Annotated in this window: 24 protein-coding genes; 9 read left to right on the forward strand and 15 right to left on the reverse strand. The window is 74.6% G+C overall.

Features of this window, described 5'->3' with window-relative positions; genetic code table 11:
- Positions 1–18 precede the first annotated feature (18 nt).
- The 6 genes from AB4039_RS25555 to AB4039_RS25580 are packed head-to-tail and all read right to left on the reverse strand — an operon-like array spanning position 19 to position 5,394.
- A complete protein-coding gene (locus AB4039_RS25555; protein WP_266836652.1) occupies positions 19–1,266 on the reverse strand; it encodes a cytochrome P450 family protein in 1,248 nt (415 codons plus the stop codon).
- Positions 1,263–2,492 (reverse strand): cytochrome P450, encoded by a 1,230-nt coding sequence (locus AB4039_RS25560; protein WP_266836653.1) that lies wholly within the window; start codon positions 2,490–2,492, stop codon positions 1,263–1,265. Before AB4039_RS25560 ends, AB4039_RS25555 begins: the two co-directional genes overlap by 4 nt.
- On the reverse strand, positions 2,489–3,133 hold the full coding sequence (locus tag AB4039_RS25565) for an ATP/GTP-binding protein (RefSeq protein WP_266836655.1): 645 nt from the start codon (positions 3,131–3,133) through the stop codon (positions 2,489–2,491). Before AB4039_RS25565 ends, AB4039_RS25560 begins: the two co-directional genes overlap by 4 nt.
- Positions 3,114–3,470: a DUF742 domain-containing protein gene (locus AB4039_RS25570; protein WP_266836657.1), complete on the reverse strand. Its 357-nt coding sequence runs from the start codon at positions 3,468–3,470 to the stop codon at positions 3,114–3,116. Before AB4039_RS25570 ends, AB4039_RS25565 begins: the two co-directional genes overlap by 20 nt.
- Entirely contained in the window at positions 3,467–3,868 is a 402-nt protein-coding gene (locus AB4039_RS25575; RefSeq protein WP_266836659.1) for a roadblock/LC7 domain-containing protein, read from the reverse strand. The genes AB4039_RS25570 and AB4039_RS25575 overlap by 4 nt, the downstream gene beginning before the upstream one ends.
- Complete coding sequence (locus AB4039_RS25580; protein WP_266836661.1) at positions 3,865–5,394, reverse strand: sensor histidine kinase; 1,530 nt, start codon at positions 5,392–5,394, stop codon at positions 3,865–3,867. The genes AB4039_RS25575 and AB4039_RS25580 overlap by 4 nt, the downstream gene beginning before the upstream one ends.
- Positions 5,395–5,626: 232 nt before the next feature.
- Between AB4039_RS25580 and AB4039_RS25585 the strand changes: the two genes are divergently transcribed.
- From AB4039_RS25585 to AB4039_RS25595, 3 genes are read left to right on the forward strand one after another with little or no spacing between them, the layout of a single operon-like run.
- Positions 5,627–6,526, forward strand: coding sequence for a hypothetical protein (locus AB4039_RS25585; RefSeq protein ID WP_266836663.1), 900 nt, complete (start codon positions 5,627–5,629; stop codon positions 6,524–6,526).
- Positions 6,523–7,314 carry an alpha-L-glutamate ligase gene (locus tag AB4039_RS25590; RefSeq protein ID WP_266836665.1) on the forward strand — a complete coding sequence of 264 codons (792 nt, stop codon included), beginning with the start codon at positions 6,523–6,525 and terminating at the stop codon, positions 7,312–7,314. The genes AB4039_RS25585 and AB4039_RS25590 overlap by 4 nt, the downstream gene beginning before the upstream one ends.
- A gap of 50 nt (positions 7,315–7,364) precedes the next feature.
- Positions 7,365–8,414 (forward strand): zinc-dependent alcohol dehydrogenase family protein, encoded by a 1,050-nt coding sequence (locus AB4039_RS25595; RefSeq protein WP_442271920.1) that lies wholly within the window; start codon positions 7,365–7,367, stop codon positions 8,412–8,414.
- Positions 8,415–8,455: 41 nt separating this feature from the next.
- Here AB4039_RS25595 and AB4039_RS25600 read toward each other — a convergent pair whose 3' ends face one another.
- Positions 8,456–9,535, reverse strand: coding sequence for a DUF2330 domain-containing protein (locus AB4039_RS25600; RefSeq protein ID WP_442271921.1), 1,080 nt, complete (start codon positions 9,533–9,535; stop codon positions 8,456–8,458).
- A 151-nt stretch (positions 9,536–9,686) separates the two neighbouring features.
- Between AB4039_RS25600 and tmpA the strand changes: the two genes are divergently transcribed.
- Positions 9,687–10,790, forward strand: coding sequence for a 2-trimethylaminoethylphosphonate dioxygenase (gene tmpA / locus AB4039_RS25605; RefSeq protein ID WP_442271922.1), 1,104 nt, complete (start codon positions 9,687–9,689; stop codon positions 10,788–10,790).
- The gene (locus tag AB4039_RS25610; protein ID WP_442271923.1) at positions 10,787–11,521 is read left to right on the forward strand and encodes a phosphonate degradation HD-domain oxygenase; all 735 of its coding nucleotides are present in this window, start codon (positions 10,787–10,789) and stop codon (positions 11,519–11,521) included. The genes tmpA and AB4039_RS25610 overlap by 4 nt, the downstream gene beginning before the upstream one ends.
- On the opposite strand, the gene AB4039_RS25615 is transcribed toward AB4039_RS25610, so the two are convergent.
- Complete coding sequence (locus tag AB4039_RS25615) at positions 11,469–12,326, reverse strand: UTRA domain-containing protein (RefSeq protein ID WP_442271924.1); 858 nt, start codon at positions 12,324–12,326, stop codon at positions 11,469–11,471. The genes AB4039_RS25610 and AB4039_RS25615 overlap by 53 nt on opposite strands.
- 94 nt (positions 12,327–12,420) lie before the next feature.
- On the opposite strand from AB4039_RS25615, the gene AB4039_RS25620 reads away from it, so the two are divergent.
- On the forward strand, positions 12,421–12,900 hold the full coding sequence (locus tag AB4039_RS25620; RefSeq protein ID WP_266836677.1) for a hypothetical protein: 480 nt from the start codon (positions 12,421–12,423) through the stop codon (positions 12,898–12,900).
- On the opposite strand, the gene AB4039_RS25625 is transcribed toward AB4039_RS25620, so the two are convergent.
- The 5 genes from AB4039_RS25625 to AB4039_RS25645 are packed head-to-tail and all read right to left on the reverse strand — an operon-like array spanning position 12,858 to position 17,644.
- Entirely contained in the window at positions 12,858–13,562 is a 705-nt protein-coding gene (locus AB4039_RS25625) for an HAD family hydrolase (protein WP_266836679.1), read from the reverse strand. The genes AB4039_RS25620 and AB4039_RS25625 overlap by 43 nt on opposite strands.
- Positions 13,559–14,653 carry an ABC transporter ATP-binding protein gene (locus tag AB4039_RS25630; protein ID WP_356212567.1) on the reverse strand — a complete coding sequence of 365 codons (1,095 nt, stop codon included), beginning with the start codon at positions 14,651–14,653 and terminating at the stop codon, positions 13,559–13,561. The genes AB4039_RS25625 and AB4039_RS25630 overlap by 4 nt, the downstream gene beginning before the upstream one ends.
- Positions 14,654–14,658: 5 nt before the next feature.
- Entirely contained in the window at positions 14,659–15,573 is a 915-nt protein-coding gene (locus tag AB4039_RS25635; RefSeq protein ID WP_442271925.1) for an ABC transporter permease, read from the reverse strand.
- Complete coding sequence (locus AB4039_RS25640; RefSeq protein WP_266836685.1) at positions 15,561–16,469, reverse strand: ABC transporter permease subunit; 909 nt, start codon at positions 16,467–16,469, stop codon at positions 15,561–15,563. Before AB4039_RS25640 ends, AB4039_RS25635 begins: the two co-directional genes overlap by 13 nt.
- On the reverse strand, positions 16,469–17,644 hold the full coding sequence (locus tag AB4039_RS25645) for an extracellular solute-binding protein (RefSeq protein ID WP_266836687.1): 1,176 nt from the start codon (positions 17,642–17,644) through the stop codon (positions 16,469–16,471). The genes AB4039_RS25640 and AB4039_RS25645 overlap by 1 nt, the downstream gene beginning before the upstream one ends.
- Positions 17,645–17,875: 231 nt before the next feature.
- Between AB4039_RS25645 and AB4039_RS25650 the strand changes: the two genes are divergently transcribed.
- From AB4039_RS25650 to AB4039_RS25660, 3 genes are all read left to right on the forward strand, one after another.
- Positions 17,876–18,628 carry a GntR family transcriptional regulator gene (locus AB4039_RS25650; protein WP_266836689.1) on the forward strand — a complete coding sequence of 251 codons (753 nt, stop codon included), beginning with the start codon at positions 17,876–17,878 and terminating at the stop codon, positions 18,626–18,628.
- 85 nt (positions 18,629–18,713) lie between these two features.
- Positions 18,714–19,658, forward strand: coding sequence for a LysR family transcriptional regulator (locus tag AB4039_RS25655; protein WP_442271926.1), 945 nt, complete (start codon positions 18,714–18,716; stop codon positions 19,656–19,658).
- On the forward strand, positions 19,655–21,181 hold the full coding sequence (locus AB4039_RS25660) for a hypothetical protein (protein WP_266836691.1): 1,527 nt from the start codon (positions 19,655–19,657) through the stop codon (positions 21,179–21,181). Before AB4039_RS25655 ends, AB4039_RS25660 begins: the two co-directional genes overlap by 4 nt.
- 6 nt (positions 21,182–21,187) lie before the next feature.
- Here the strand turns inward: AB4039_RS25660 and AB4039_RS25665 are convergent, their stop codons facing one another.
- Together AB4039_RS25665 and AB4039_RS25670 are read right to left on the reverse strand one after the other, a co-directional pair.
- Positions 21,188–21,898 (reverse strand): response regulator transcription factor, encoded by a 711-nt coding sequence (locus AB4039_RS25665; RefSeq protein ID WP_266836693.1) that lies wholly within the window; start codon positions 21,896–21,898, stop codon positions 21,188–21,190.
- The gene (locus AB4039_RS25670) at positions 21,895–22,761 is read right to left on the reverse strand and encodes a sensor histidine kinase (protein WP_442271927.1); all 867 of its coding nucleotides are present in this window, start codon (positions 22,759–22,761) and stop codon (positions 21,895–21,897) included. Before AB4039_RS25670 ends, AB4039_RS25665 begins: the two co-directional genes overlap by 4 nt.
- Between the last annotated feature and the right edge of the window lie 142 nt (positions 22,762–22,903).

Raw genomic sequence — 22,903 nt, forward strand, 5'->3', positions numbered from 1 at the left:
TGATGGTGGTATCCCGGGTCAGACCGTGGTCGCAGAGAGCCTCACGGGCAGGTCGTGGAGGTCGTTCTGGGTCAGGATCGGCTTGTTGCGCAGCTCCGCACGGCCGACGGCCAGGCTCAGGTCCGGGAAGCGGGCGTAGAGGGCCGGCAGGGCCACCAGGGCCTCCAGGCGGGACAGGGCCGCGCCGGGGCAGACGTGCGGGCCGTGGCCGAAGGAGATGTGCCGGTTGGGGGTGCGGGTGATGTCGAACCGCCCCGCGCTCTCGCCGTGCTGGGCCTCGTCGCGGCCCAGGGCGCCGAAGGACACGATCAGGCCCTCCCCTTCGGGCAGGATCCGGTCGCCGACCTCGACGTCCTCGGTGGCGAAGCGGATGAGGACGTGCGAGGTCGGGGTGGACCAGCGCAGGGTCTCCTCGATGACGTTCTCCCAGGGGACCTCCCCCGCGAGGACGCGTGCGCGCTGCTCGGGGTGGGTCTCCAGGGCGACGACGGCGTTGACGATCAGGCTGATCGTGGTCTCGTGGCCCGCGGCGACCATCAGCTGGAGGGTGTTGGTGATCTCCTCGGTGCTGAGGTGGTCGCCGTCCTCGGAGGCCGCGATCAGGGCGCTGGTGAGGTCGTCGCCCGGGGTCTCGCGCTTGGACTCCACGATGCGGGAGAAGAGCGCGCCGAGGTCCGCCATCATCTGGGGGACTTCCTCGGGCAGGGTCTGGGTGGAGAAGAACTTCTCGAAGAGCGCCTTGAGCCGGGGGTGTTCGGCGGCGTCGACGCCCATCAGCTCGCTGATGACGTTCATCGGGAGCGGGTACGCGAAGTGCGCCTTCAGGTCGACGCTCTCGCCGGCCGGGAGGGTGGCCAGTTTGTCGAGCATCTCCGTGGTCAGGGCCTCGATGCCGGCGCGCAGCTTCTCCACCCGGCGCACGGTCAGGGCCTGGGCGACCAGGGTGCGCAGGCGGCGGTGCTCCTCGCCGTCGACGGTGAGCATGGAGCGGCCGGGGTTGGCGAGGCCGATCAGCGGCCAGTCCAGGGGGATCTCGCCGCGCTGCCAGGCCCCCCACGCGTTGATGTCCTTGACCACTCTGGGGTCGGTGAGCAGTCTCCTGGCCTCGGCGTGGTGCGTGACGGCGTACACGCCGACGCCGCCGGGCAGCACGACGGGAACCAGCGGGCCCGCGGCGCGCAGGGCGGCGCTCTCGGCGTCGAGGTCGGCCACGAACGGGTCGAGGACGAGGGGGGCGGCGCCGGTGTGGTCGATCGGGCAGGTCATCGGGCGGCTCCAAGAGCGGGGGTGGGAGTGAAGGTCACGGGGAGCGCGGTCAGTCCGCGCAGCCACGGCGAGGGACGCCGGGTGAGCTCCTCGGCGGGGCCGGCCAGGTCGACGTCGGGGAGCCGGTCGAGGAGGACCTCGATGCCGGTCCGCGCGATGACCTCGGCGACCTCCTGGGCCGTGAAGGGGCAGCGGTGTTCGCCGTGGCCGAAGGAGAAGAAGGCGTTGTTCCCGCCGGTGAGGGCGCCCGCGTCGGTGCGGACGTTCGGGTCGCCGTTGGCGGCGGCCAGGCCCAGCAGGACCAGGTCGCCGCTGCCGATGCGCTGTCCGCCGAGCTTGGTGTCGCGGGTGGTCCAGCGGCCGGCGACGTTCTGGGTCGGGGTGTCCTCCCAGAGCACTTCGTTCATGGCTTCGCCGACGCTGTGGCGGCCGCCGGCCAGGGAGGCGGCGAACCGGTCGTCGGTGAGCATCAGGCGCAGCGAGTTGCCGATCCAGTCCGCGGTGGGCTGGTGGCCGGCGGCCATCATCACCATCAGGTCCTGGGCGACCTCGTCGAGGGTGAAGCCGGCGGTGTTGGCCAGCATCCGGGAGGCGACGTCGTGACCGGGCTCGGCGGCCTTGGCGGCGAGCAGTGCGTACATCGACTCGCCGAGGTGGCGCTGGCCGTCCAGGGCGCCCTCCCGCCCGTTGATCATGTCGTTCATGGCGGTGACGAGGCCGGGGCCCTGGGCGTCGGAGAAGCCGTAGAGGCGGGCGAGGACGCGCAGCGGCAGGAGCATGGCGTACTCGCCGACGATGTCGCACTCGCCCCTGCCGCACAGCTGGTCGATCAGCTCGTCGGCGAAGCGTTCGGCGTGGCCCTTGAGCTCGAAGGGGTCCACGGCCTCCAGGGCGTCGGAGATCACGGCGGCGCGTTCGCGGTGGCGTTCGCCGACGGTGTAGAGGATGGACGGCTGCTTGCGGCCGATCATCGGGAGCAGGGGCCAGTCGGCGGGGATGCGGTCCCACTGGTTCCACAGGTCGGAGTCGCGCGAGAAGAGCTGGGGGTCGCTGGTGACCTGGTGGAGTTCGCGGTACCCGAGGACCAGCCAGGCCGGGACGTCGCCGTCGAGGACGACCGGGGCGACGGCGCCGTGGTCGCGGCGCATTTCCCGGTACAGCTCGGTGGGTTCGGTCTGGAAGCGGGGGCCGCCGAGGTAGACGGGCTGGGGCTCGGGGGTGGTCACGGGGTGGGCTCCGGGATCGGGGGCTGGAGGGCCGTCTGGGGGTGTCGTGCGCGCTGGAGGTGCCGGAGGTGTTCGACGAGGGAGATCAGCACGTGCTTGCTGGACTCGCGGGAGCGGGCGTCGCAGAACAGCAACGGCACCTCGGGCGGCAGGTCGAGGGCGCCGCGGACCTGCTCCGGGGTGTGGGTGGGGCCGCCGAAGTCGTTGCAGGCCACGACGAAGGGCGTGCCGTGGTGTTCGAGGCGGTCGATGGCGTACCAGGAGTCCGCGAGCCGGCGGGTGTCGACGAGGACGACCGCGCCGAGGGTGCCGGAGAACAGCCGGTCCCACAGGAACCAGAACCGCTCCTGGCCGGGGGCGCCGAAGAGGTAGAGCACGTTGTGCGCGTCGAGGGTGATGCGGCCGAAGTCGAAGGCGACCGTGGTGGCGGTCTTGGCGTTGACGCCTTCGGTGTCGTCGACGGCCTCACCGGCCTTCGTCATCGTCTCCTCGGTGTTCAGCGGGCGGATCTCGCTGACGGAGCGGACCATGGTGGTCTTGCCGACGCCGAAACCGCCCACGATGACGATCTTGAGACCGTTGTCGGCGGTGCTGCTGAGGGCCTGACGGGGCTCGGCCGGGTCAGAGGTTGCGGAGTCCAACGAGCACCTGCTCCAGGATGTCGAGGTCGGGAAGGCGGTACGTCGAGGCGCGGGGGTGCCGCGCGCTGACGCGGCCGGTGCCGTGGAGGTCGGCGAGGAGGATCCGGACGATCGACACCGGCAGGCCCAGCTCGGCCGCGATCTCGACGACCGCCGTCGGGAAGCGGGACATCCGCAGGATCGCGGCGTGCTCGGACTGCATGCCGGGCACCGGGTCGCATTCGGCGACGATCAGGGTGACCAGGTCGAACGCGTCGGAACCGGAGCTGCTGCGGCCGCCGGTGAGGGTGTAGAGCCGGTCCGGGGAGTCGTCCCGGCCCGGCCTGCCGCGGCTCATCCCCGGGGCCTGGCGATCAGATGCTCGCTCAGCTGCTCCACCAGTTCGGACATGTTGTGGCCGACGAGGCCCGCGTCGGCGTCGTCGGCGGCGACGAGGGCGAGGTGCGCGCCCTCTCCGGCCTCGACGATGAAGAGGATGCCGCCGTAGAACTCGGCCATGGCGGAACGGACCCCGCCGCTGCCGTCACCGAACTCGATGGACGCCCCGTGGGACAGGCTCTGGATGCCCGCGGCGATCGCCGCGAGCTGGTCGGCCTGGTCGACGGAGAGCTCGGGGGTGCGGCACAGCTTGAGGCCGTCGCGGGAGAGCACGAGGGCGTGCCGGGCGCCGGGGGTGCGCTCCAGGAGTCCCTCCAGGAGCCAGCTGAGCGTCTCGTCGGTGGTGGAGCCGGTCATTGCGTGTTGCCTTCCGGGTGCGTGGGGGTCGAGGGCTGCTGCGCCGAGGTGCCGCGCACGGCCTGGCGGAAGCTGCCGAAGCGGGCGGCGGACTGGGAGGCGCTGCCGGGGGTGGCCTGGGTGCGGGCCACCGCGCCGGCGGCGTCGGGTCCTTCGGGGTGGGCGGCGGCCAGGGTCCGGCCGCGCCGCCGCTGGGGCAGTCCGCTCTCGCCGAGCACCGGGGTCGTACCGGTGGATTCGGGGTCGTGGGTGGTGTCCGCGCCGTCGTGGACGGGCTCGGCCTCCGCGGCGGGCGCCTGCGCGGGCGCGGCGGCGGCCCGGGGGGCGGGCTCGGGGGCGCCGATCAGCGGCGGGGCGGGGAGGGGTTCGGCCGGGGTGCGGCTGATCAGGTCCTGCGGGATCATCATCAGCGCGCCGGTGCCGCCGCGCGCGGAGGGCCGGAAGGAGACCGTGAGCCCGTGCTTGTGGGCGAGGCGGCCGACGACGGCGAGGCCGAGGCGGGTTCCGGAGAGTCCGGCCAGGTCCAGGGACTCGGCGGTGACGGCCTGTTCGGCGCGGCTCAGCTGGACCTCGCTCATGACGAGGCCGCTGTCCTCGACGGTGATGACGATCCCGGCGGGCACCTCCTCCACGTAGACGTGGACCTCGGCGGTGGGCGGCGAGAAGTTCGCCGCGTTGTCGAGGAGTTCCGCGAGGGCGTGCATGACGCCTTCGGCGGCGTGTCCGGCGACGGCCGCCTCGCAGGTGGAGTGCAGGCGGACCCGCTGGTAGCCGCCGATGCGTCCCATCGCGCCGCGCAGGATCGATTCCATGACGATCGGCCTGGCCCAGCGGCGGCCCGAGCGGGCTCCGGTGAGGACGGCGATGGAGTCGGCGAGGCGGCCCGCCTGGGCGGTGCGGTGATCGAGGTGCAGCAGGTCGCCGAGGACTTCCTCGTCGGCGTGCTTGTGCTCCATCTCGCGCAGGTCGGCCAGCATTCCGGTGGCGAGCGCCTGCATGCGGCCGGCCGCGTTGGCGGCGGCGGCCATGGCGGCGGCCCGCCCGGACCGGGCCCGGCGCAGTTCCTCGGCCAGCCGTTCGCCGGTGGCCCGGTGGTCGGCGGTCATGCTGTCGAGCTCGGCGGTGTGGGCGGCCGTCAGCCGGTCCAGTTCGGCGGCGTGGGCGGTGGTCAGGTGGTCCATCTCGGCGGTGTGCGCCGCGACGAGCCGGTTCCGCTCGGCGGTGCGGGCCGCCGTCTCGCGGGCCGCGTCGGCGGTGAGCCGGGCGATGTGCGCGTCGCGGTCGGTGATGTCACGGGTGACCTCGGAGAGCCGGCCGCGCAGCTGCCGGGCGCTGCGCGCCCACCAGGTGACGGCGCAGGCGGCCACGGCCAGGAGCAGTGATCCGGAGGCCGCGAACCATCCGAGGGGGACCTGGATGGATGACGGGGCCGCGGCCACCGCCGCCATGGAGAAAGTGCCTGTGGCCGCCGCGGTGACGAGCAGCGCGAGCGCGGAGGGGCGAAGGGGGGAGGGCGACGCCGTCATTAGTCAAAGCCTCAAACCGGGCGTAAATGGAAGAGAGGGTTCCTGTGGCAACGAGGCACAACTATAAGAGGATTACTGATCGTTTAGGAAAGCTCTTGTCGAATATCACGCTCTGTAGCGCCCACTAAGGCTGTATCTGGAGCGGTTTCGGGGCTATGCCATGGCATCCTGTGACGTCACAGCTCGCCGGACGGGATCGGCGGAGGGGCGTCCGGGGAATATGGGGAAGGTCATGAGGCTCTGCTTCCTGGTGGAAGAGCACTACCGCCGTGACGGCATGCCGAACGAGGTGATCCGGCAACTGACCGCATGGGGACACCGGGTGGACGTGGTCCGTCCGGGGGGCTCCCTGCTGCGCATGGACGAGGTCGCGCGCTCGGGCGCCCACGACGCGTGGGTGCTGAAGACCGTGTCCGGCGGACCGGGGCTCACCCTGCTCGAAGCGGCGGCCGCCGCCGGTATGACCACGGTCAACGACGCCCGCGCGATCCGCGGCGTACGGGACAAGGCGCTGGCCGCCGCCATCGGCAGCGCCCGGGGCCTGCCCCAGCCGCAGACCTACGCCGTCGCCCGGCCCGAACTCCTCGCGGAGATACCCGACAGCGCGTACCCGCTCGTCGTCAAGCCCGCCGACGGCAGCTCCGGGCGGGGAGTGCACCTGCTGGCCTCGCCGGACCGGCTCCCCGCGCTCCTCCCGGAACTCGCGGGCGAGGCCATGCTCATCGCGCAGCCGTACGTCCCGAACGCGGGCACCGACATCAAGGTGTACTGCGTCGACGGCGAACTCTTCGCCACCGAGCGCTGCTCCCCCCTGCACCCGGACGCCGCGGTGCGCGAGCGGCAGGTACCGCTGCCGGCCGAGGTCGCCAAGATCGCCGCCCGCGTGGGCGAGGTGTACGGGCTGGACCTGTACGGGGTCGACGTCCTGCTGGGTCCCGACGGGCCGGTGGTGGTCGACGTGAACGACTTCCCGAGCTTCCGGCAGGTACCGGACGCCGCGGCCCGGGTGGCCCGTGCCGTCCTGGCGCTGGCCCGCTCGGGCGGCCGGCGCGAGTGCCCGCCCGCCGCGCCGTTCGTGCTGCCCGTGACGATCCCGCTCCAGGTGGCCGCGGGAGCGGGGGACGGCGCGTGAGGATCGGCCTGATCACTCCGGACGCCGGGCACCCCCTGCTGGCGGCCACCGTCGCGGCGCTGGCCCCCGGCGGGCACACGGTGGACGTGCTGGATCCGGCCGCCGGACCCGCGGGGGCGGCCGGCGCGCGGGCCGACGTCTACCTGCTGAAGGCGCGCACCCCCTCCGCGCTGGCCCTGGCCCGGGAGCTGGAGCGGCGGGGGGCGCCCGTGCTGAACTCGGCCGCCGCCACCGAGGCCTGCCAGGACCGCACCGGCATGGCCGAGCTCGCGCTGCGGGCCGGGCTGCCCTTCGCCCCCACCCGCACCTTCGCCGCGGCGGCGCGGCTGGAGACCGCGGCGGGGCTGCCGTGGCCGATGGTGGTCAAGAGCCGGCGCAGCCACAAACACGACCTGGTCGCCCGCCTCGACGGTCCCTCGCGGCTGGCGGAGCTGGTGGGCGACTGGAGCGAGGAGCCGGTCGTGGTGCAGGCGTTCGCGCCCAACGACGGCTGGGACCACAAGCTGTGGGTGATCGGGGACCGGGTCTTCGCGGGCCTGCGGCGTTCCGAACTGGCCGCCGGGGGCAAGGAACCGGCGCGGAGGCTGGACCGCCTTCCCGACGGCTGGGCCGAACTGGCGCTCCGGGTGGGCGAGGTGTTCTCCCTGGACGTCTACGGCGTGGACGTCATCGACACCGCGGGCGGCGCCCCGCTCATCGTGGACGTCAACGCCTTCCCCGGGATCCGGGGCCAGGCCGGCGCCCCCGAGGCCCTCGCGGCCCTGGCCCTGCGCCGGGCGGCGGGCTGATCCCCCGGCGGCGGGCGTAGCGTGGGGGCGGTCTACGGAGGGGCGGTCCCATGCGCGCGGTGGTGTTCGAACGGTACGGGGAGCCGGCCGAGGTCCGGGAGGTGCCCGATCCGGCGCCGGCGCCGGGCGGGGTCGTGGTGCGCGTCGAGGCGACGGGGCTGTGCCGCAGCGACTGGCACGGCTGGATGGGCCACGACCCCGGCATCACCCTGCCGCACGTCCCCGGGCACGAACTGGCCGGGGTCGTCGAGGCGGTGGGCACCGGGGTGTCCGCCTGGCGGCCCGGCGACCGGGTGACCGTCCCCTTCGTCTGCGCCTGCGGCACCTGCGCCGACTGCGCGGCCGGCGAGCACCAGGTGTGCGCCCGTCAGACGCAGCCCGGGTTCACGCACTGGGGTTCCTTCGCGGAGTACGTGGCCCTGGACCACGCCGACGTGAACCTGGTGGCGTTGCCCGGGGAGCTGTCGTACGCCACGGCCGCCGCCCTGGGCTGCCGGTTCGCCACCGCCTTCCGGGCGGTGGTCGCGCGGGGCCGGGTGGCGGCGGGCGAGTGGGTCGCCGTCCACGGCTGCGGCGGCGTCGGTCTGTCCGCCGTGATGATCGCGGCGGCCGCGGGCGCGCGGGTCGTCGCCGTCGACACGGCCCCCGCGGCACGGGAACTGGCCCTCTCCTTCGGCGCGGCCCACGCCCTCGATCCCCGGGCCGCCGGGCCCACGGGCGCGGCCGGGGCGGTACGGGAGCTCACCGGCGGCGGCGCGCACCTCTCGCTGGACGCCCTGGGCTCCCCCGCCACGGCCGCCGCGTCGGTGGCCGGACTGCGCCGGCGCGGGCGGCACGTCCAGGTCGGGCTGCTCCCCGCGGAGTCCGGCCCGGCGGCGCTGCCGATGGACCGGGTCATCGGCTGGGAGCTGGAGGTGCTGGGCAGTCACGGGATGGCCGCCCACGCCTACCCTCCGATGCTGGAACTGGTCCGCTCGGGCGCGCTGCGCCCGGACCTGCTGGTGACGCGTTCCCTCCCGCTGTCCGGCGCCCCGGCCGCGCTCGCCGCGATGGGCTCGGCGCCCGGGTCCGGGGTGACGGTGATCCTGCCACCGGAGTGAGTCCCGGGGCGGCGGGCGGAGCGGGCCCGGCGGCGGGGACGTCAGGCGGGGCCGGCCCGGTGGGCGTGGCGGTGGCGGTGGCGGATCAGGAGCGGCGTGGCCGCGGCCACCGTCAGGAGGGCGGCCGCCACGGTGAGCGGCCAGACCGGGACGCCTCCCACGCTGAGGACCTCGTAGCGGTAGACGGCCCGCTGGTAGGGGGTGTCCTCGGCGGTGGCGCGCAGTTCGTGGTCCCCGTCGATGCGGGCCGGGTCCGGGAACCTCTGGTCGATCGCGGTCAGGAACACCGGCTGGTCGCCGGCGAGTCCGGCCAGCGGGCCCTTCGGGGTGATCCGTCCGGCGAAGGTCACCTCCGGGGTGGCCCCGCCGATCGCGGAGGCGGGCTCCATCCGGTGGGCGGCCAGTACGAACAGGCCGAGGGACTGCGGGGTCCGGGCCAGCCGGGACAGGCGCATCGGGTAGACGAGGCGGGTGCTGTCGAAACGGATCCGCAGCGGGTCCAGTTCACCGCTCAGGGGCCGGCCCTGGTCGCGGGGGGCGAGGCGGACGGCCACGTACTCCCACTTCTGGTCGACGTACGGCTTCAGTTCGGCCGCGAGCCGTTCGGGCAGCTTGAACCCGTTGGTCTCCAGCCAGGTGCGCAGGGCGTCCGGGTCGGTGGCGGTGAGCCTGGCGACGTCGAAGTCGCCGAGCCGCTCGCGGCCGACCACACCGACCGAGGGGGCGGCGCCGGGCGGTGCGGCGCCGACGAGGCGGTCCCGGCCGTCGGCGAAGGGCCAGTCGGTGTCGCGCGGCCAGAAGTACGTACGGGTGCGGTGCACGGGCCGGGTGAGTTCGGTGAGCGCGGGGAAGAGCCCGGCGTCGCCGAGTCCCACGGTCGCCCGGCCGGGGACCGGCATGATCCAGGCGGCGCGGCGGGCGTCACCGCCGACGGTGAACCGCATCACGATCTCTTCGCTGCGGCCGTCCCAGCGCACCACCGAGGCCTCCCGGTCGACGCCGATCCGGGACGCCTCGTCGGGGACCATCGCCCCGCAGCCGCACGCGTAGGCGGGGCTGATCAGGGAACCCGCCAGGACGGCGAGCAGGGCGAGCAGCAGGGCCGGGATTCTTCGCTTCATCCACACGGGTCTCAGACGAAAGTGCCCGAGGTCCGGTTCCGGCCCCCTCCGGTCCTTCCGGCCACCTCGGCGCCATCCCCCGGTCACCGGGAGCTGTCAGCATGCCGAACACCCAGAGTTGTACATACAACTTTCGACCACGGGAGCCCCGATGTCCTCGACGGCGATCAGCGATTCGCCCGCACCCTGGCTGCGCGACAACTGCCCCTGCGCCGACTGCCGCGATCCGCGCACCGGTCAGAAGCTGTTCCAGATCACCGACCTGCCGCCCCGCCCCGCCGTCGGCTCCGCGCGCGAGCTGCCCGGCGCCGGCGGCCCGGTGTGGGAGGTGGTGTGGGAGCCCGACGGGCACCGCTCGCGCTACCCGGCCGCCTGGCTCGATGCCCACTGCCCCGGCGGCCCGCACGGCCCCCGCGGCGACGGCCGGACCGAGGCCGACAAGGAGCTGTGGGCCGCCGCCGACCTCACCGGACGGCTGCCCGGGGCCTCGTGGGACGCCTACATCGGCGACCGCTCGGTGCGGATCCGGGCGCTGGAGAGCGTACGGAGGCTCGGCTTCGTCCTGCTGCGGGACGTGCCCCTCAGGGACCGGACGGTGCTCGACGTCGCGGAGACCTTCGGTTTCGTACGCCGGACGAACTACGGGGAGCTCTTCGAGGTCCGGGTCGAGGCCGACCCGAACAACCTGGCCTTCACCGGAGCGGCGATCGGCCCGCACACCGACAACCCGTACCGGGACCCGGTGCCGACCGTGCAGCTGCTGCACTGCCTGCGCAACGAGGCGCTCGGCGGGGACTCCGGGCTGGTGGACGGCTTCCACGCCGCCGCGCTGCTGCGGCAGGAGGCCCCGCGGGCCTTCGACGTGCTGACCCGGGTGCCGGTGGAGTTCGTCTTCACCGACGCCCGCACCGAACTGCGCGCGCAGCGGCCCCTGATCGACGTGGATCCGCTCGGGCGGATCCGCGAGATCCGGTTCAACAACCGTTCCTTCGGCACCCTCCACGAGAGCGCCCCGGTCCTGGAGGAGTTCTACGCCGCCTACCGGCGCTTCGGCGAGCTGCTGCTCCGCCCGGAGCTGCGCCTGGACTTCCGCCTCACGCCCGGGGACTGCCTCGTCTTCGACAACACCCGCCTGCTGCACGCCCGTACGGCCTTCGCCGAGAGCGGCGGCCGGCACCTCCAGGGGGCGTACGCCGACCTCGACGGGCTGGGATCCGCTCTGGCCGTGCTGCGCCGCGAAGGAGCCGCCGCGTGAACGCCGGATCCCGCACACCGGACGGGGGTCCCGGCCCCGGCCCCGCTCCCGTCGCCGCTCCCGGCACCACGGCCGGCACCGACCCCCTCACTGCTCCCGGCGCCGCTCCCGATCCGCTCGACCCGCTCGATCTGCTCGCCGCGCTCTTCGCGGGCGAAGGTGCGGCCGAGTACCTCGGCGAGGAGGTCACCCAGGCCGAGCACATGCTCCAGGCCGGCGCCCTCGCCGAGGCGGCAGGGGCCCCCGCCCACCTGGTGGCCGCCGCTCTGCTGCACGACATCGGCCACTTCCACGGGACGGTGACCGGCCGCGACCTGATGGAGGAGGGCCTGGACGACCGGCACAGCCACACCGGGGCCGACTGGCTGGCCCGCTGGTTCGGGCCGCAGGTCACCGAGCCGGTACGGCTGCACGTGGCCGCCAAGCGGTACCTGTGCACGGCCGAGCCCGGATACCTCGGCCTGCTCTCCGAGGCCTCGGTGCACACCCTGCGCGTCCAGGGCGGGCCGATGACACCGCGGCAGGCCCGCGCCTTCGAGGTGCTCCCCGGGGCCGCCGACGCGGTCGCCGTCCGCCGCTGGGACGAACGGGCCAAGGACCCGCTGGGGGTGACCCCGGACTTCGCGCACTTCCGGCCGCTGCTGGCAGGGCTGCTCCTCGCCCGGGACCGGGGCCGGCTCACGGCCGCAGCCGACGCCCCAGGGCACTGGCCGCCGTCGAGTGCGCCGTGAAGGCCACCGTCCCGGGCAGGTAGCGGTCCTGCGACCACTCGACCGGGGTGCCTGCCGGGTCGGTGGACCGCCGCCGCTCCCGCAGCAGCGCCTCACCGGCCCGGCAGCCCAGCAGCCGTGCGTCGGCGGCGTCGGCGGGGGCGATGTCGATGGTGTGGTGGGCGTCGGTGAAGAGGACCCCGTGCCGGGCGAGTTGCTCCGAGTACGAGACGGTGTCCAGCGGCATCCCCGCCACCAGGGCGCCGACCGCCCACGGGTAGGTCGTCCGCTCCACCATCACCGGCTCCCCCGCCAGGGTGCGCAGCCGCAGTACCCGGTACACCGGGTCGCCCGCGGCGATCCGCAGCTGCTCCGCCTCCTCCCCCTCCGCCGTGCCCGGGTCCACGGCGACGGTCCGCCCGCCCGGCTCCTGCCCCAGCGAGCGCGCCCAGCGGGTGAAGCTGCGCAGCTCGGTGGCGGCGTTCTCCTCCCCCGGCCCGCCGAGCACCACGCGGCGGGTGCCGCGGCGGGAGGTGATCAGGCCGTCGGTGCGCAGTGCGGCGAGGGCCTGGCGTACGGTGCCCCGGGAGACGGCGTAGCGGCGGGCGAGTTCGTCCTCGGCGGGGAGCCGGGCCCCGGATCCGTACGCGCCGGCGGTGATGGCCCCGCGCAGGTCCTCGGCGACCTTCAGGTGGAGGGGGGTCCGGGCGGAGGCCCTGCGGGGCGCCGGCGATTCCCGTGGCGGGCGCGGTTCCCGCCCCGCCGGCGGTGCGTGCGGTTCCTGCGGTTCCCGGGGTGCGTCTGCTTCCTGCGGTGCCTCGTTCACGGGCCCCAGACTGCCATGCGGACCGTGGCGGCGGCGGCCCCGCTCGACCCTGCCCCCGCTCCCTCCCATACTGGGGCCTCGTGAAAGGAGCCCCATGAGAGGGAAGGACAAGCCGCGCAGCAGCCCGCTGGTGCCGGACGGTGTGCGGGCCGAGCTCGCACGGCAGGACTGGGCGTCCGTGACCTGCGGCTGCGGCCGCTCGGCGGAACACCTGGAGGACGCCCTGTGGGACGCGGCCGAGGGACATCCGGCGGCGTTCCACGCGCTGCAGGGACACGTGTTCACCGGGACCCGGCTGTGGCCCCCGGCGCCGGCCGCCTGCGCGGTGCTGATGGCGGTGTGGTCGGCCGGCCCGCCCCGGCTGACGACCCGCGAGGCGCTGCTGTGGACCCTGCTGTCCCTGCTGAGCGCCGAGGACGACGGGGAGGCGTACGGGGCGGGCCTGTACGGGCAGGTCGCGGCCCACGTACGGACCGGCCTGCCGCTGCTGGTCGGCGTACTGGAGACCGGGCCGGGGTCGGTCTCCGGGGCCTACGCCGAGGGCATCCTGGAGCTGCTCGTCCTGTCGGCCTGAGCCGTGGGCCCGGCGCCGGTCATGCCGCGCAGGAGCTCCGGGGTGACCTCCTCCAGGGAGGCGGCGAAGGTGCGTAGCGCCGAGCGCGGTACGTCCAGGAGCGAGGGGACCACCAGCAGCGCGCAGCCCGCGGCCTCGGCGGAGGCCGCGCCGTCCGGGGAGTCCTCCACGGCCACGCAGCTCGCGGGCGCGAGGCCCAGGCGGGCGGCGGCGGCACGGTAGGGCTCGGGGTGCGGCTTGGTCCGTAGGGTGTCGTCGGCGGAGATCGTGAAGGCGAACGGGACGTGTGCGAGCGCGCCCCCGACCACCTCGTCCACGACCACCCGCGGCGACGCGCTCACGAGTGCGAAGGGGATCCCCTCGGCCTCCAGCGCCGTCAGCAGCCGCTGGGCGCCGGGGCGCAGGGGCGCCCCGGCGGCGACCCGGCGGAAGAAGCCCTCGGTGAGTCCGGCGGCGACCTCCGCCGGCTCCCCGCGCCCGGCCACCCGTACGAGGTGGGCGGCGGTGTCCCGGACGGCGCGGCCGACGACCTCGGGGGCGTCGGCGGGGCCGAGGCGGTGTCCGAGCCGCTCCGCGGTCTCCTCGGTCGCCTCCCACCACAGCACCTCGGTGTCGACGAGGGTGCCGTCCATGTCGAAGAGCACGGCGGCGGGTGTGTTCACGCGGTCCTCGCCACGACGAGCACGGGCCGTTCGGCCGGCCCCACGACGGCCCGCGCGCCCGGGGCCAGGTCCCCGGCGTCGCGCGACGGCAGGTCGGCCTTGACCCGGGTGCCGTCGGCGAGGTCGAGGTGGAGGCGGGTGACGGCGCCGAAGAAGGAGGCGGACGCGACGGTGGCGCCGCCCTCCGGGTCGGCGGTCACGGTGAGGTTCTCGGGGCGGACCAGCACCTCCACGTCCGCGGTGGCCGGGACGGGACCGTCGACGGGCAGCCGGATGCCGGCGACCTCCACGAGTCCGGTGTCGGTGAGGCGTCCGGGGAGCCGGTTCATGGTGCCGACGAACTCGGCGACGAAGGGGGTCGCGGGGCGTTCGTACAGCTCGGCGGGGGCGGCGCACTGCTCCAGCCGGCCCGCGTTCAGCACGGCGACCCGGTCGGCCATGGACAGGGCCTCCTCCTGGTCGTGGGTGACGAACACGGTGGTGATGCCGAGGTCGAGCTGCAGGCGGCGGATCTCCTCGCGCAGGTTGGCCCGTACCTTGGCGTCCAGGGCGGAGAGCGGCTCGTCCAGGAGGAGCACGCGGGGGCGCAGGGCGAGGGCGCGGGCGAGGGCGACGCGCTGCTGCTGGCCGCCGGACATCTGGTGCGGGTAGCGGTCGCCGTGGTCGGGCAGGCCCACCAGGTCGAGGAGTTCGGCGGCGCGCTCGCGGCGCTGCGCGGCGGGCACCTTGCGCACGCGCAGGCCGAAGGCCACGTTGTCGCGGGCGCTGAGGTTGGGGAAGAGACTGTACGACTGGAAGACCATGCCGGCGTCACGGCGGTTGGCCGGGACCCGGGTGATGTCCTCGCCGTCGACGAGGACCTCACCGGCGTCCGGCGTCTCGAAGCCCGCGAGGACGCGCAGCGCGGTGGTCTTGCCGCAGCCCGAGGGGCCGAGCAGGGCGAGGAGTTCGCCGGGTTCGACGGTGAGGTCGAGGCCGTCGAGTGCGACGGTGGAGCCGAACGCCCGGCGCAGGCCGCGGAATTCGACGCGGGCACCCGCCGGGGCGGCGGGGCCGGCCGGCTTCCGCGGCGCGGTGAGGGTCGTGGACATGGGGGTCAGGACTCCTTGCGGGAGGTGGCGGGGGCGGCGGAGACCGGGGAGGGGTTCGTGCCGGCCCGCGAGAGGACGAGCAGCAGCAGCCAGGTGATGAGGAGGCTGAGGATGGAGACGGCCACCGACATCCGGGCCTGGGCACCGGAGATGGAGACGATCCACACGGCGAAGGGCTGGAAGCCGAGGAGCGAGGCGATGGTGAACTCGCCGAGGACCAGGGCCAGGGTGAGGAAGGCCGCTCCGGCGAGTGAGGCCCGCAGGTTGGGCAGCAGCACGCGCAGGACCACGTGCGGCCAGCTCGCGCCGCAGCTGCGGGCGGCCTCGACCAGGGTGGGGACGTCGACGGCGCGCAGTCCCGCGTCGAGCGAGCGGTAGACGAAGGGCAGTGCCAGCACCGTGTAGGCGAGGACCAGGACGACGGGGAAGTCCGGGTTCTGGACGGCGAGGAAGGTCTGGTAGAGCGGGGTCCGCGAGAGGTGCTCGGGTCCCCAGCGGAGCACCGTGGTGATGCCGGTGACCAGGGCGATGGGCGGTACGACCAGGGGCAGCATGCACATCACCTCCACCACGGGCCGCAGCCTCGGCGAGCCGATGCGTACGGCGACCAGGGCCGGCACCGCCAGTAGCAGGGACAGCGTGATGGTAGCGGCGGCCAGGCCGAGCGAGAGGAGCAGGCTCCGCATGAAGCCCTCGGCGCCCAGCAGTTCGGTGTAGGCCTCGAAGGTGAGGCCCTGGCCGGGCACGTGCACGGTGAACACGAAGGAGGCGGCGAGCGGGAGCAGGAAGTAGGCGCCCGCGAGGGCGAGGACGGCTCCGCGCCAGATGCGGGGACGCGGGCGGCGGGCCCGCGCCGGGGTGGCCCCGGTGGCCGCTTCGGCACGGTCCGTCCGGGGGGCGGTCGGGGTCATCGCAGCCATCGGGCGCTCCGTCGCTGGAGGGGCAGGTAGACCGCCATGACCAGGCCGGCGATCAGGATCATGTCGAGGCCGAGGGCGAGCGCCACGTTCTCCTGGCCGGTGAGCACGTTGCCGGAGAGGGCGTCGGCGATCTTCAGCGTGACCAGCGGTACGGAGCCGCCGACGAGGGCGGCGGCCGTGGCGTGCGCGGCGAAGGCGGTGCCGAAGAGCAGGACGAACCCGCCGAGCAGGGACGGTGCCAGCACGGGCAGGCCGACGTGGCGCCAGAACTGCCGTCCGGTGGCCCCGTTGTTCTGGGCGGCCTCGCGCCACTGCGGGCGGAGCCCGTCCAGGGCGGGCACGATCACCAGGACCATCAGGGGAGTGAGGAAGTACAGGTAGACCACGGCGAGGCCGGTGAAGGAGTACAGGTCCCAGCCGAGGTCGGTGAGGTCCGCCAGCTGGGTGACGACTCCGGAGATCCCGGCGGTCGCGATGAACGCGAAGGCGAGCGGCACCCCGCCGAAGTTGGCGAGGACGCCCGAGGCGGTCAGGGCCGCGGAGCGCAGGGCGGTGGAGCGGGAGGTGACCAGGGCCTGGGCGATCAGGACGCCGAGGACGCCGCCGAGCAGTGCGGTCAGGGCGGAGAGCTGGACGCTGCCGATGAGGGAGCCGAGGTAGGGGCCCTGGAGGGAACGGGCGAGGTGCTCGCCGGTGACGCGGGTGGCGCCGGTGACCGGGTCGGTGCGGGTGACGGCGCCGAAGGCGATGGCGCCGAGCGGCAGGCCGAAGCAGAGCCCGGTGAAGGCGATGAGGGGGAGGGCGGCGAGCCAGGTGCGCGGGCCGCGCCGCCGGCGGCTGAGGGCGGTGCCGCCGGCGGTCCCCTGCGTGGGGGAGGTGGAGGTGGGTGCGGACATCAGCTGAGGGCCTTGTCCCACTTCTCGGCGAGGGTGGCCTTGGCCTTGTCGAGCTCGGTGGAGGCCGGGAAGGACGGGGTGCCCTGGACCTGCGGGAGCTTGGTGACGGCGTCCTTGTCGGCGGTGCCGTCGGCGGCCATCACGGGGAGCAGCACGGGGCGGGCGTGGCCCTTGAGCCAGATGTTCTGGCCCTCGGCGCTGTAGAGGAACTCCATCCACAGGCGGGCGGCCGCCGGGTTGGGGGCGTCCTTGTTGACTGCCTGCGAGTAGTACTGGGCGTAGACGCCGTCGGAGGGGACCGAGACCTTCCAGTCGACGCCCTTGCCCTTGAACTGCTCGGCGTAGCCGGCGTTCAGGTAGTCCCAGTCGATCGAGATGGGGGTCTCGCCCTTCTCGACGGTGGCCGGGGTGGACTCGACGGGGATGAAGTTGCCGCTCTTGCGCAGCTGTCCGAAGAAGTCGATGCCGGGCTGGATGTCGGCGAAGGAGCCCTTGTTGGCGAGGGCGGCCGCGTAGACGCCGCCGAAGGCGGAGCCGGACTTGGTCGGGTTGCCGTTGAGGGCGACCTTGCCCTTGTACTCGGGCTTGAGGAGATCGGCGAAGGTCTGCGGGCAGTTGGGGATGCGCGCGGCGTCGCAGCCGATGGAGACGTAGCCGCCGTAGTCGTTGTACCAGCGGGCGTCGGCGTCCTTCTGGGAGCCGGGGATCTTGTCCCAGGCGGTGACCTTGTAGGACGCGAACAGGTTCTCGGCGGCGCCGCTGCGGGCGAAGGCGATGCCGAGGTCGAGGACGTCGGGGGCGCGCTTCTGGCCCTTGCGGGACTTGACCGCGGCGATCTCGTCGGCGCTGGTGGCGTCCGGGTTCTCGCTGCCGACCTTGATCTTCGGGTACTTCGCCTGGAAGGCCTTGACCATCTCGCCGTAGTTCGCCCAGTCCGGCGGCAGGGCGATCACGTTGAGCTGACCCTCCTTCTCGGCGGCGGCCACGAGTGCCTCCATGCCTCCGAGGTCGGCCGCCGAGGTCGCGGCGCCCGGCTGGGTCTTGCCCTTGGCGTCGCCGGAGGCGGCGCCGCCGGGCTGCTGCGGGTCGGGCGCTGCGCCGCACGCGCTGAGCGTGGTCAGGACGGCGGCGCTGAGCAGTACGGCCGCGCCACGACGGGCGGTGGAACTGAGCACGGTCTCTCCCGGAGACGAAGGGGGCTGCACTTGTCAGATCACTTGTCTGAACAAGTTGGCTCCAGTTCGCCCGTGCTCGCTGTACGGACGGTGAACGGCGGCTGGACCGTGGAGCACGGCTCGACGAAGAGACGAGAATGACCGAAAGGAGTCGTGACAGATCCGCCCGGATGCTCATCGATGATGATCAAGACCGTGAGGTCGCAGAGCACCGCAACGAGGGGGAACGGCATGGGAACGGCCCGGTATCTGGAGATCGCCGACGAGCTGCGCCGGGCGATCCTGTCCGGCGCCCACCCGGTGGGGGGCCGGCTGCCCTCGGAGAGCGACCTCGCCACCCGCTGGTCGGTCTCGCGCGGAACCGTCCGCCAGGCCGTCGCCACCCTCGCCGCCGAGGGGCTCATCGGCTCCAGCCAGGGGGCGCGCAGGATCGTCCTGCGTCACGAACGACGGCACAGTTTCGGCGAGTTGAACAGTTTCGCACAATGGGCCGAGGGGGTCGGCCACGAGGTGCGCAGCCGCTTCGTCTCCCGCACCCGGCGGCCCGCAACCGCCGAGGAGGCGGAGCGGCTCGCCCTGCCCGCGGGTACGGAGATCCTGGCCGTGCTGCGGCTGCGCACGCTCGACGGCGAGCCGACGATGGTGGAACGGACCGCCTACGCCGACTGGGTCGCGGCGGCCGTGGAGGCGTTGCCGCAGGACTGCCGCTCGGTGATGGACAGCCTCGCCGCGGACTCCGGGATCGTGGCCCACTACGGGGAACACCTCATCGACGCGCTCCCGGCCGGCAGCGAGGACGCCCGGCTGCTGGAGATCCGGCGGGGAGGTCCGCTGCTGCGCCAGCGACACACTTCGGCCACCCGCACGGGGCGCCCGATCGAATGGTCCGACGACCGGTACCGGGCCGGCAGCGTCACCTTCAGTGTGAGCAACTCGGCAGTAGCCACACCACTGGAGCGGCATCCGGGGGGCGGCGAACGCTGAGGGAATCCCGATCATGCGGTCGACTCCGCCGCTGTAGTGTCCCCACCGAAACCGGTCCGTTGCCGAACCTGCATGAGGGAAAACCTTGATCGACGTGCACCGGCTGCGCATCCTGCGCGCCGTGGCCGAGCACGGGAGCTTCAACCGCGCGGCGACCGCGCTGCGGCTGACCCCTTCGGCCGTCTCCCAGCACATCGCCGCCCTGGAGCGCGGCATCGGCCACCCGGTGGCGCGGCGCAGCACGCGCGGAGTGACGCTCACCGAGGCCGGCCGGCTGCTGGTGGAGACGGCCGAGACGGTCACCGCCGAGCTGGACCTCGTCCGGTCGCGGATCGACCGGCTGACCGCCGACCGGGCCAGCCTGACGGTGGCCACCTTCACCAGCGGCGGCCGGCACCTGCTGCCGCGGGCGCTCGACGCCTTCGTGGCCGTGCGTCCCGAGGTCGAACTGACCGTGGTGGAGGCCGAACCGGAGGTCTCGCTGGCGATGGTGCGGTCCGGGGCGGCGGACCTCTCGCTGGCCTACCACTTCGACGGGCCCCTGCCGGCCGGCGGCGCCGGGCCGGCCGGTCCGGCCTGGCTGCCCCTGATGGAGGACCCGCTGTACGCGGTCCTGCCGCCCGGCCACCGGCTGGCGGAGCGGGAGGTGCTGGAGCCCGCGGAACTGGCCGGCGACCGGTGGGTGCTCGGCTGCCTGAAGACGGAGGCCTTCCTGCGCCGGTACGCGGACCGCGCCGGGTTCGAGCCCCGCATCGCCGCGTCGACCACCGACTACTTCTTCGCCCAGACCCTGGTCGAGGCGGGCGTCGGGGTCTCCCTGATCCCCCGCATCGCGCTGGCCCCGGCCGCCGGATCGACCAAGGTGGCCCTCGCCTCACCGCGCCCGGCCCGCCACATCGGCGTGGCGACCCCGCGGCGCACCCCCCTCGACCCGCTCGCCGCCGCGCTGCGGGACGCCCTGCGCGAAGCGGCGGCCGCGGGCTCCGCACCGGTGGGTGCCTCCGGCCCGGGCGTGGAGGTGGGTCCGTGAGGCACGTCGTACACGTCCTACAGGGGCTCGCCGCCAATCCGGCGCTGCCGCCCGCGTTCGTCGCCCGGCTGGTCGCCTTCGCCGTCGGGGAGGACGTCGAAGAGGGCGCCCGGGTGGCGTCCGTACTGGCCGACCGCGCCGACCTGAGCCGTGAGCAGGCCCTGACCCTGGCCGCCCACGAGGGGGTCCTGGCCGTCGGCCCGGTCCGCCGGGGGCTGCTGCGCGCCGACGACATCGATCCCCGGGCCCTGCCGGACGCCGCCCTCGCCCTGCTCGACGAGGGCCTGGGCCTGCCGCACTGGCCAGCTCTCCTCGTCACGGACCCGGAACCCGGCCGGCGGGAGAAACTGGCCGCCTGCCCCGGCCTGCCCCCGGAGGTGGCCGCCCGGCTGGCCGCCGACCACCGGCTCGACGTGGTGACCTCCTTGGCGGCGCACGGGACCCCGGACCCGGCCACGGCGGCCCTGCTGGCCGCGCATCCGCACGCCGAGGTGCGCCTGATGACCGCCCTCAACGAGGTGGTGCCCCCGGCCCTGCTCTCCGCACTGCTCACCGGGGAGGGGCTGCCCGAGGCCGCCGAGTGCGCCGTCTGCGGGACGGACCCTGAGCTGCGCTGGTACGCCCCTTACCTCCGCGGGGGCGCCGCCTGCGACGGCTCCCACCGGTCCACCGTCCAGGAGACGCGGCAGGCCGCCCTGGCGAACCCCTCGACCCCGGCCGGCGACGTGGCCCGGTTCGCCGGTGACCCCTCGATGCTGCTGCGGGAGCCCGTGGCCGCTCGGGCCGGTCTGCCGGACGCGGTGTACGCCGAGCTCGCCCGCGACCCGGTGCCCGGGGTCCTGTGGGCCCTGGCCGGCAATCCCGGGACGGGTGAGGCGGTGATCCGCGAACTCGCCGGCGTCCGGGACCCGGAGGTGCTGGCCCGCCTGATCCGCCACCCCCGCCTGCCACTCGACCTCCTGGCCGGGCCGGTCGGCCGGGCGCGGGCCGGCCGGGAGGCGCTGCCGCGGATCACCGCCGCCACGGCGGCCGAGGTCGACGAGCTGGCGGCCTCGGCCGAGGTGGGCGTACGGGCGCTCGTGGCGCGGCGGCGCGATCTGCCGCCCGCGGTCCGCGACGCCCTCGCCGCCGATCCGGACGCGAAGGTGGTCAAGGCCGTCGCCTCCCACCCGGGCCTGGGCGAGGACCGGCTGCGCGCGATGGCGGCGCGGCACGGCGTGCCCGTCCTGGCGCAGGTGGCCGCCAACCCGGACGCCCCGGGCGCCCTGCTGGAGGAGCTGGTCCGCCACGATCCGCCGGTGCCGGGGGTGCTGCGGGCCGTGGCGCGGCATCCGAACGCCACGGGGCCCGCGCTGCTTGGCTGCCTGCCCGACGTCAAGGCCCGTCGGCACGTCGCCGCCCATCCGGCGCTTCCCGCAGGGGAGTTGCCCCGCTTGCTGGACGACCCGGACCGGCAGGTGGTGGAGGCCGCGGCGGCCCACCCGGCCCTCCCGCTCGCGGTGATGCGGGAGTCGATGCCCTGAGACCGCCTAGCCCGGGGGGCCGTCGGCCGATCCCGGGGTGACCAGCCCCGTCTCGTAGGCGAGGACCACGGCCTGGGCCCGGTCCCGCAGGCCGAGTTTGGCGAAGATCCGCGCCACGTGGGTCTTCACGGTGGCCTCGCTGAGCGTCAGCTCCCCCGCCAGCTCGGCGTTGGACCGCCCGTGGCCCATCAGCGTCAGCACCTCCCGCTCGCGCGGGGTCAGCGCGGCCAGGTCCCGGTGCGGCGCCGGGATCCCGGCCGCGGCGTTCGCGGACGCCCCGGGGGCCGGGGCGCACCGCTCGACCAGGCGGCGGGTGATGGACGGCGCGAGCAGGGCGTCGCCGGTCCCCACCAGCCGTACGGCGGCCGCCAGGTGTTCGGGGGTGACGTCCTTGAGCAGGAACCCGCTGGCCCCGGCCGCGAGGGCGGCGTAGACGTACTGGTCGAGGTCGAAGGTGGTCAGCATGATGACGCGACAGCCGGGGAGTTCGGCCATGATCCGGCGGGCGGCCTCCAGACCGTCCATGCGCGGCATCCGGATGTCGAGCAGGACCACGTCGGGGCGCAGGCTCCGCGCCATCGACACCGCCTCGACCCCGTCCGCGGCCACCCCGGCCACCTCGACGCCCCGGGCCGTCAGGATCAGCCGGAAGCCGGTGCGCACGAGTTCCTGGTCGTCGGCGATCAGCACCCGGGGCCCGGGTGCGGCCGCCGTCACGGCCGGTCCAGGGGAAGGCGCGCGCGGACCCGGAACCCGCCGCCGAGGCGGCGGCGGGCATCGAGGTCGCCCCCGTAGACGGCGACGCGTTCCCGAAGGCCCAGGAGCCCCCGACCGGTCCCCTCGGCCTGCGGCCGGCCGCCGCGCCGCCCGCCCGTGCGGGCCCCGCCGTCGTCCGCGCCCGCATCGGCGGTCAGCACGCTCGGGCCCCCGCTGAGCACCTCAACCCGCAAGGCACTGTCCGCGTACCGCACCGTCACCTCGGCCTTCACCCCGTCCCCGTGTTTGAGCGCGTTGGTCAGCGCTTCCTGGATGATCCGGTACGCCGTCACGTCGATCCCCGCCGGGAGGGGCCGCGGCTCGCCGGAGATCCGTACGTCCACCGGCAGCCCGGCGAAAGCGATCTTGTCGATGAGCGGGCTCAGCCGGCTCAGGCTCGGCTGCGGGGTCAGCTCGGCGACGCCCCCGTAGGGCTCGTCCTCACCGTCCTGGGCGGGCGCGAGCAGGCCCAGGAGGTGGCGCAGCTCGGTCATGGTGTTCCGGCCGGCGTTCTCCACCGCGCTCATCGCGGCCGCGGCCTCCTGCGGCATGGTCGCGAGCACTTCGCGGGCCGCCCCGGCCTGCACGATCATCAGGCTCACGTTGTGACTGACGATGTCGTGGAGTTCGGCGGCGATCCTGGCCCGTTCCGCGTCGACCGCCCCGCGGGCGGCGCTCTCGCGCTCCCGCTCCAGCAGCCAGCCGTGCTCCCCCCGGGCCGCCCGGTGCTCGCGCCGGGTCCGCGCCAGCGCGACCCCCAGGCAGAGCGCCACCACGGCCGCCGCGCCCGCCGACGCCAGTGCGCCCCCCGTCAGCCAGCCCACCGCGCCCGCCCCACACCCTCATCCGCCCCGCACACCCGACCCGTCCCCCGCGGACCGCCCCGTACTCTAACCGCGAACTCCCCTGACCCGACGCCAGTTCCCGTCGGCACGGGCCCTGTCACGCCGCTGCGCCGACCCGTCG

The organism is Streptomyces sp. M-16 (genome assembly GCF_052114405.1).
In the GTDB taxonomy this organism is placed as follows: Bacteria; Actinomycetota; Actinomycetes; order Streptomycetales; family Streptomycetaceae; genus Streptomyces.

Excerpts from the sequence above, each read along its gene's own strand:
- AB4039_RS25650 (WP_266836689.1), top strand. The coding sequence starts at position 17,876 with ATGGGAACGGCCCGGTATCTGGAGATCGCCGACGAGCTGCGCCGGGCG.
- AB4039_RS25630 (WP_356212567.1), bottom strand. The coding sequence starts at position 14,653 with ATGTCCACGACCCTCACCGCGCCGCGGAAGCCGGCCGGCCCCGCCGCC.
- AB4039_RS25600 (WP_442271921.1), bottom strand. The coding sequence starts at position 9,535 with ATGAAGCGAAGAATCCCGGCCCTGCTGCTCGCCCTGCTCGCCGTCCTG.
- AB4039_RS25595 (WP_442271920.1), top strand. The coding sequence starts at position 7,365 with ATGCGCGCGGTGGTGTTCGAACGGTACGGGGAGCCGGCCGAGGTCCGG.
- AB4039_RS25580 (WP_266836661.1), bottom strand. The coding sequence starts at position 5,394 with ATGACGGCGTCGCCCTCCCCCCTTCGCCCCTCCGCGCTCGCGCTGCTC.
- AB4039_RS25575 (WP_266836659.1), bottom strand. The coding sequence starts at position 3,868 with ATGACCGGCTCCACCACCGACGAGACGCTCAGCTGGCTCCTGGAGGGA.
- AB4039_RS25585 (WP_266836663.1), top strand. The coding sequence starts at position 5,627 with ATGAGGCTCTGCTTCCTGGTGGAAGAGCACTACCGCCGTGACGGCATG.
- AB4039_RS25640 (WP_266836685.1), bottom strand. The coding sequence starts at position 16,469 with ATGTCCGCACCCACCTCCACCTCCCCCACGCAGGGGACCGCCGGCGGC.
- AB4039_RS25570 (WP_266836657.1), bottom strand. The coding sequence starts at position 3,470 with ATGAGCCGCGGCAGGCCGGGCCGGGACGACTCCCCGGACCGGCTCTAC.
- AB4039_RS25555 (WP_266836652.1), bottom strand. The coding sequence starts at position 1,266 with ATGACCTGCCCGATCGACCACACCGGCGCCGCCCCCCTCGTCCTCGAC.
- AB4039_RS25635 (WP_442271925.1), bottom strand. The coding sequence starts at position 15,573 with ATGGCTGCGATGACCCCGACCGCCCCCCGGACGGACCGTGCCGAAGCG.
- AB4039_RS25620 (WP_266836677.1), top strand. The coding sequence starts at position 12,421 with ATGAGAGGGAAGGACAAGCCGCGCAGCAGCCCGCTGGTGCCGGACGGT.
- tmpA (WP_442271922.1), top strand. The coding sequence starts at position 9,687 with ATGTCCTCGACGGCGATCAGCGATTCGCCCGCACCCTGGCTGCGCGAC.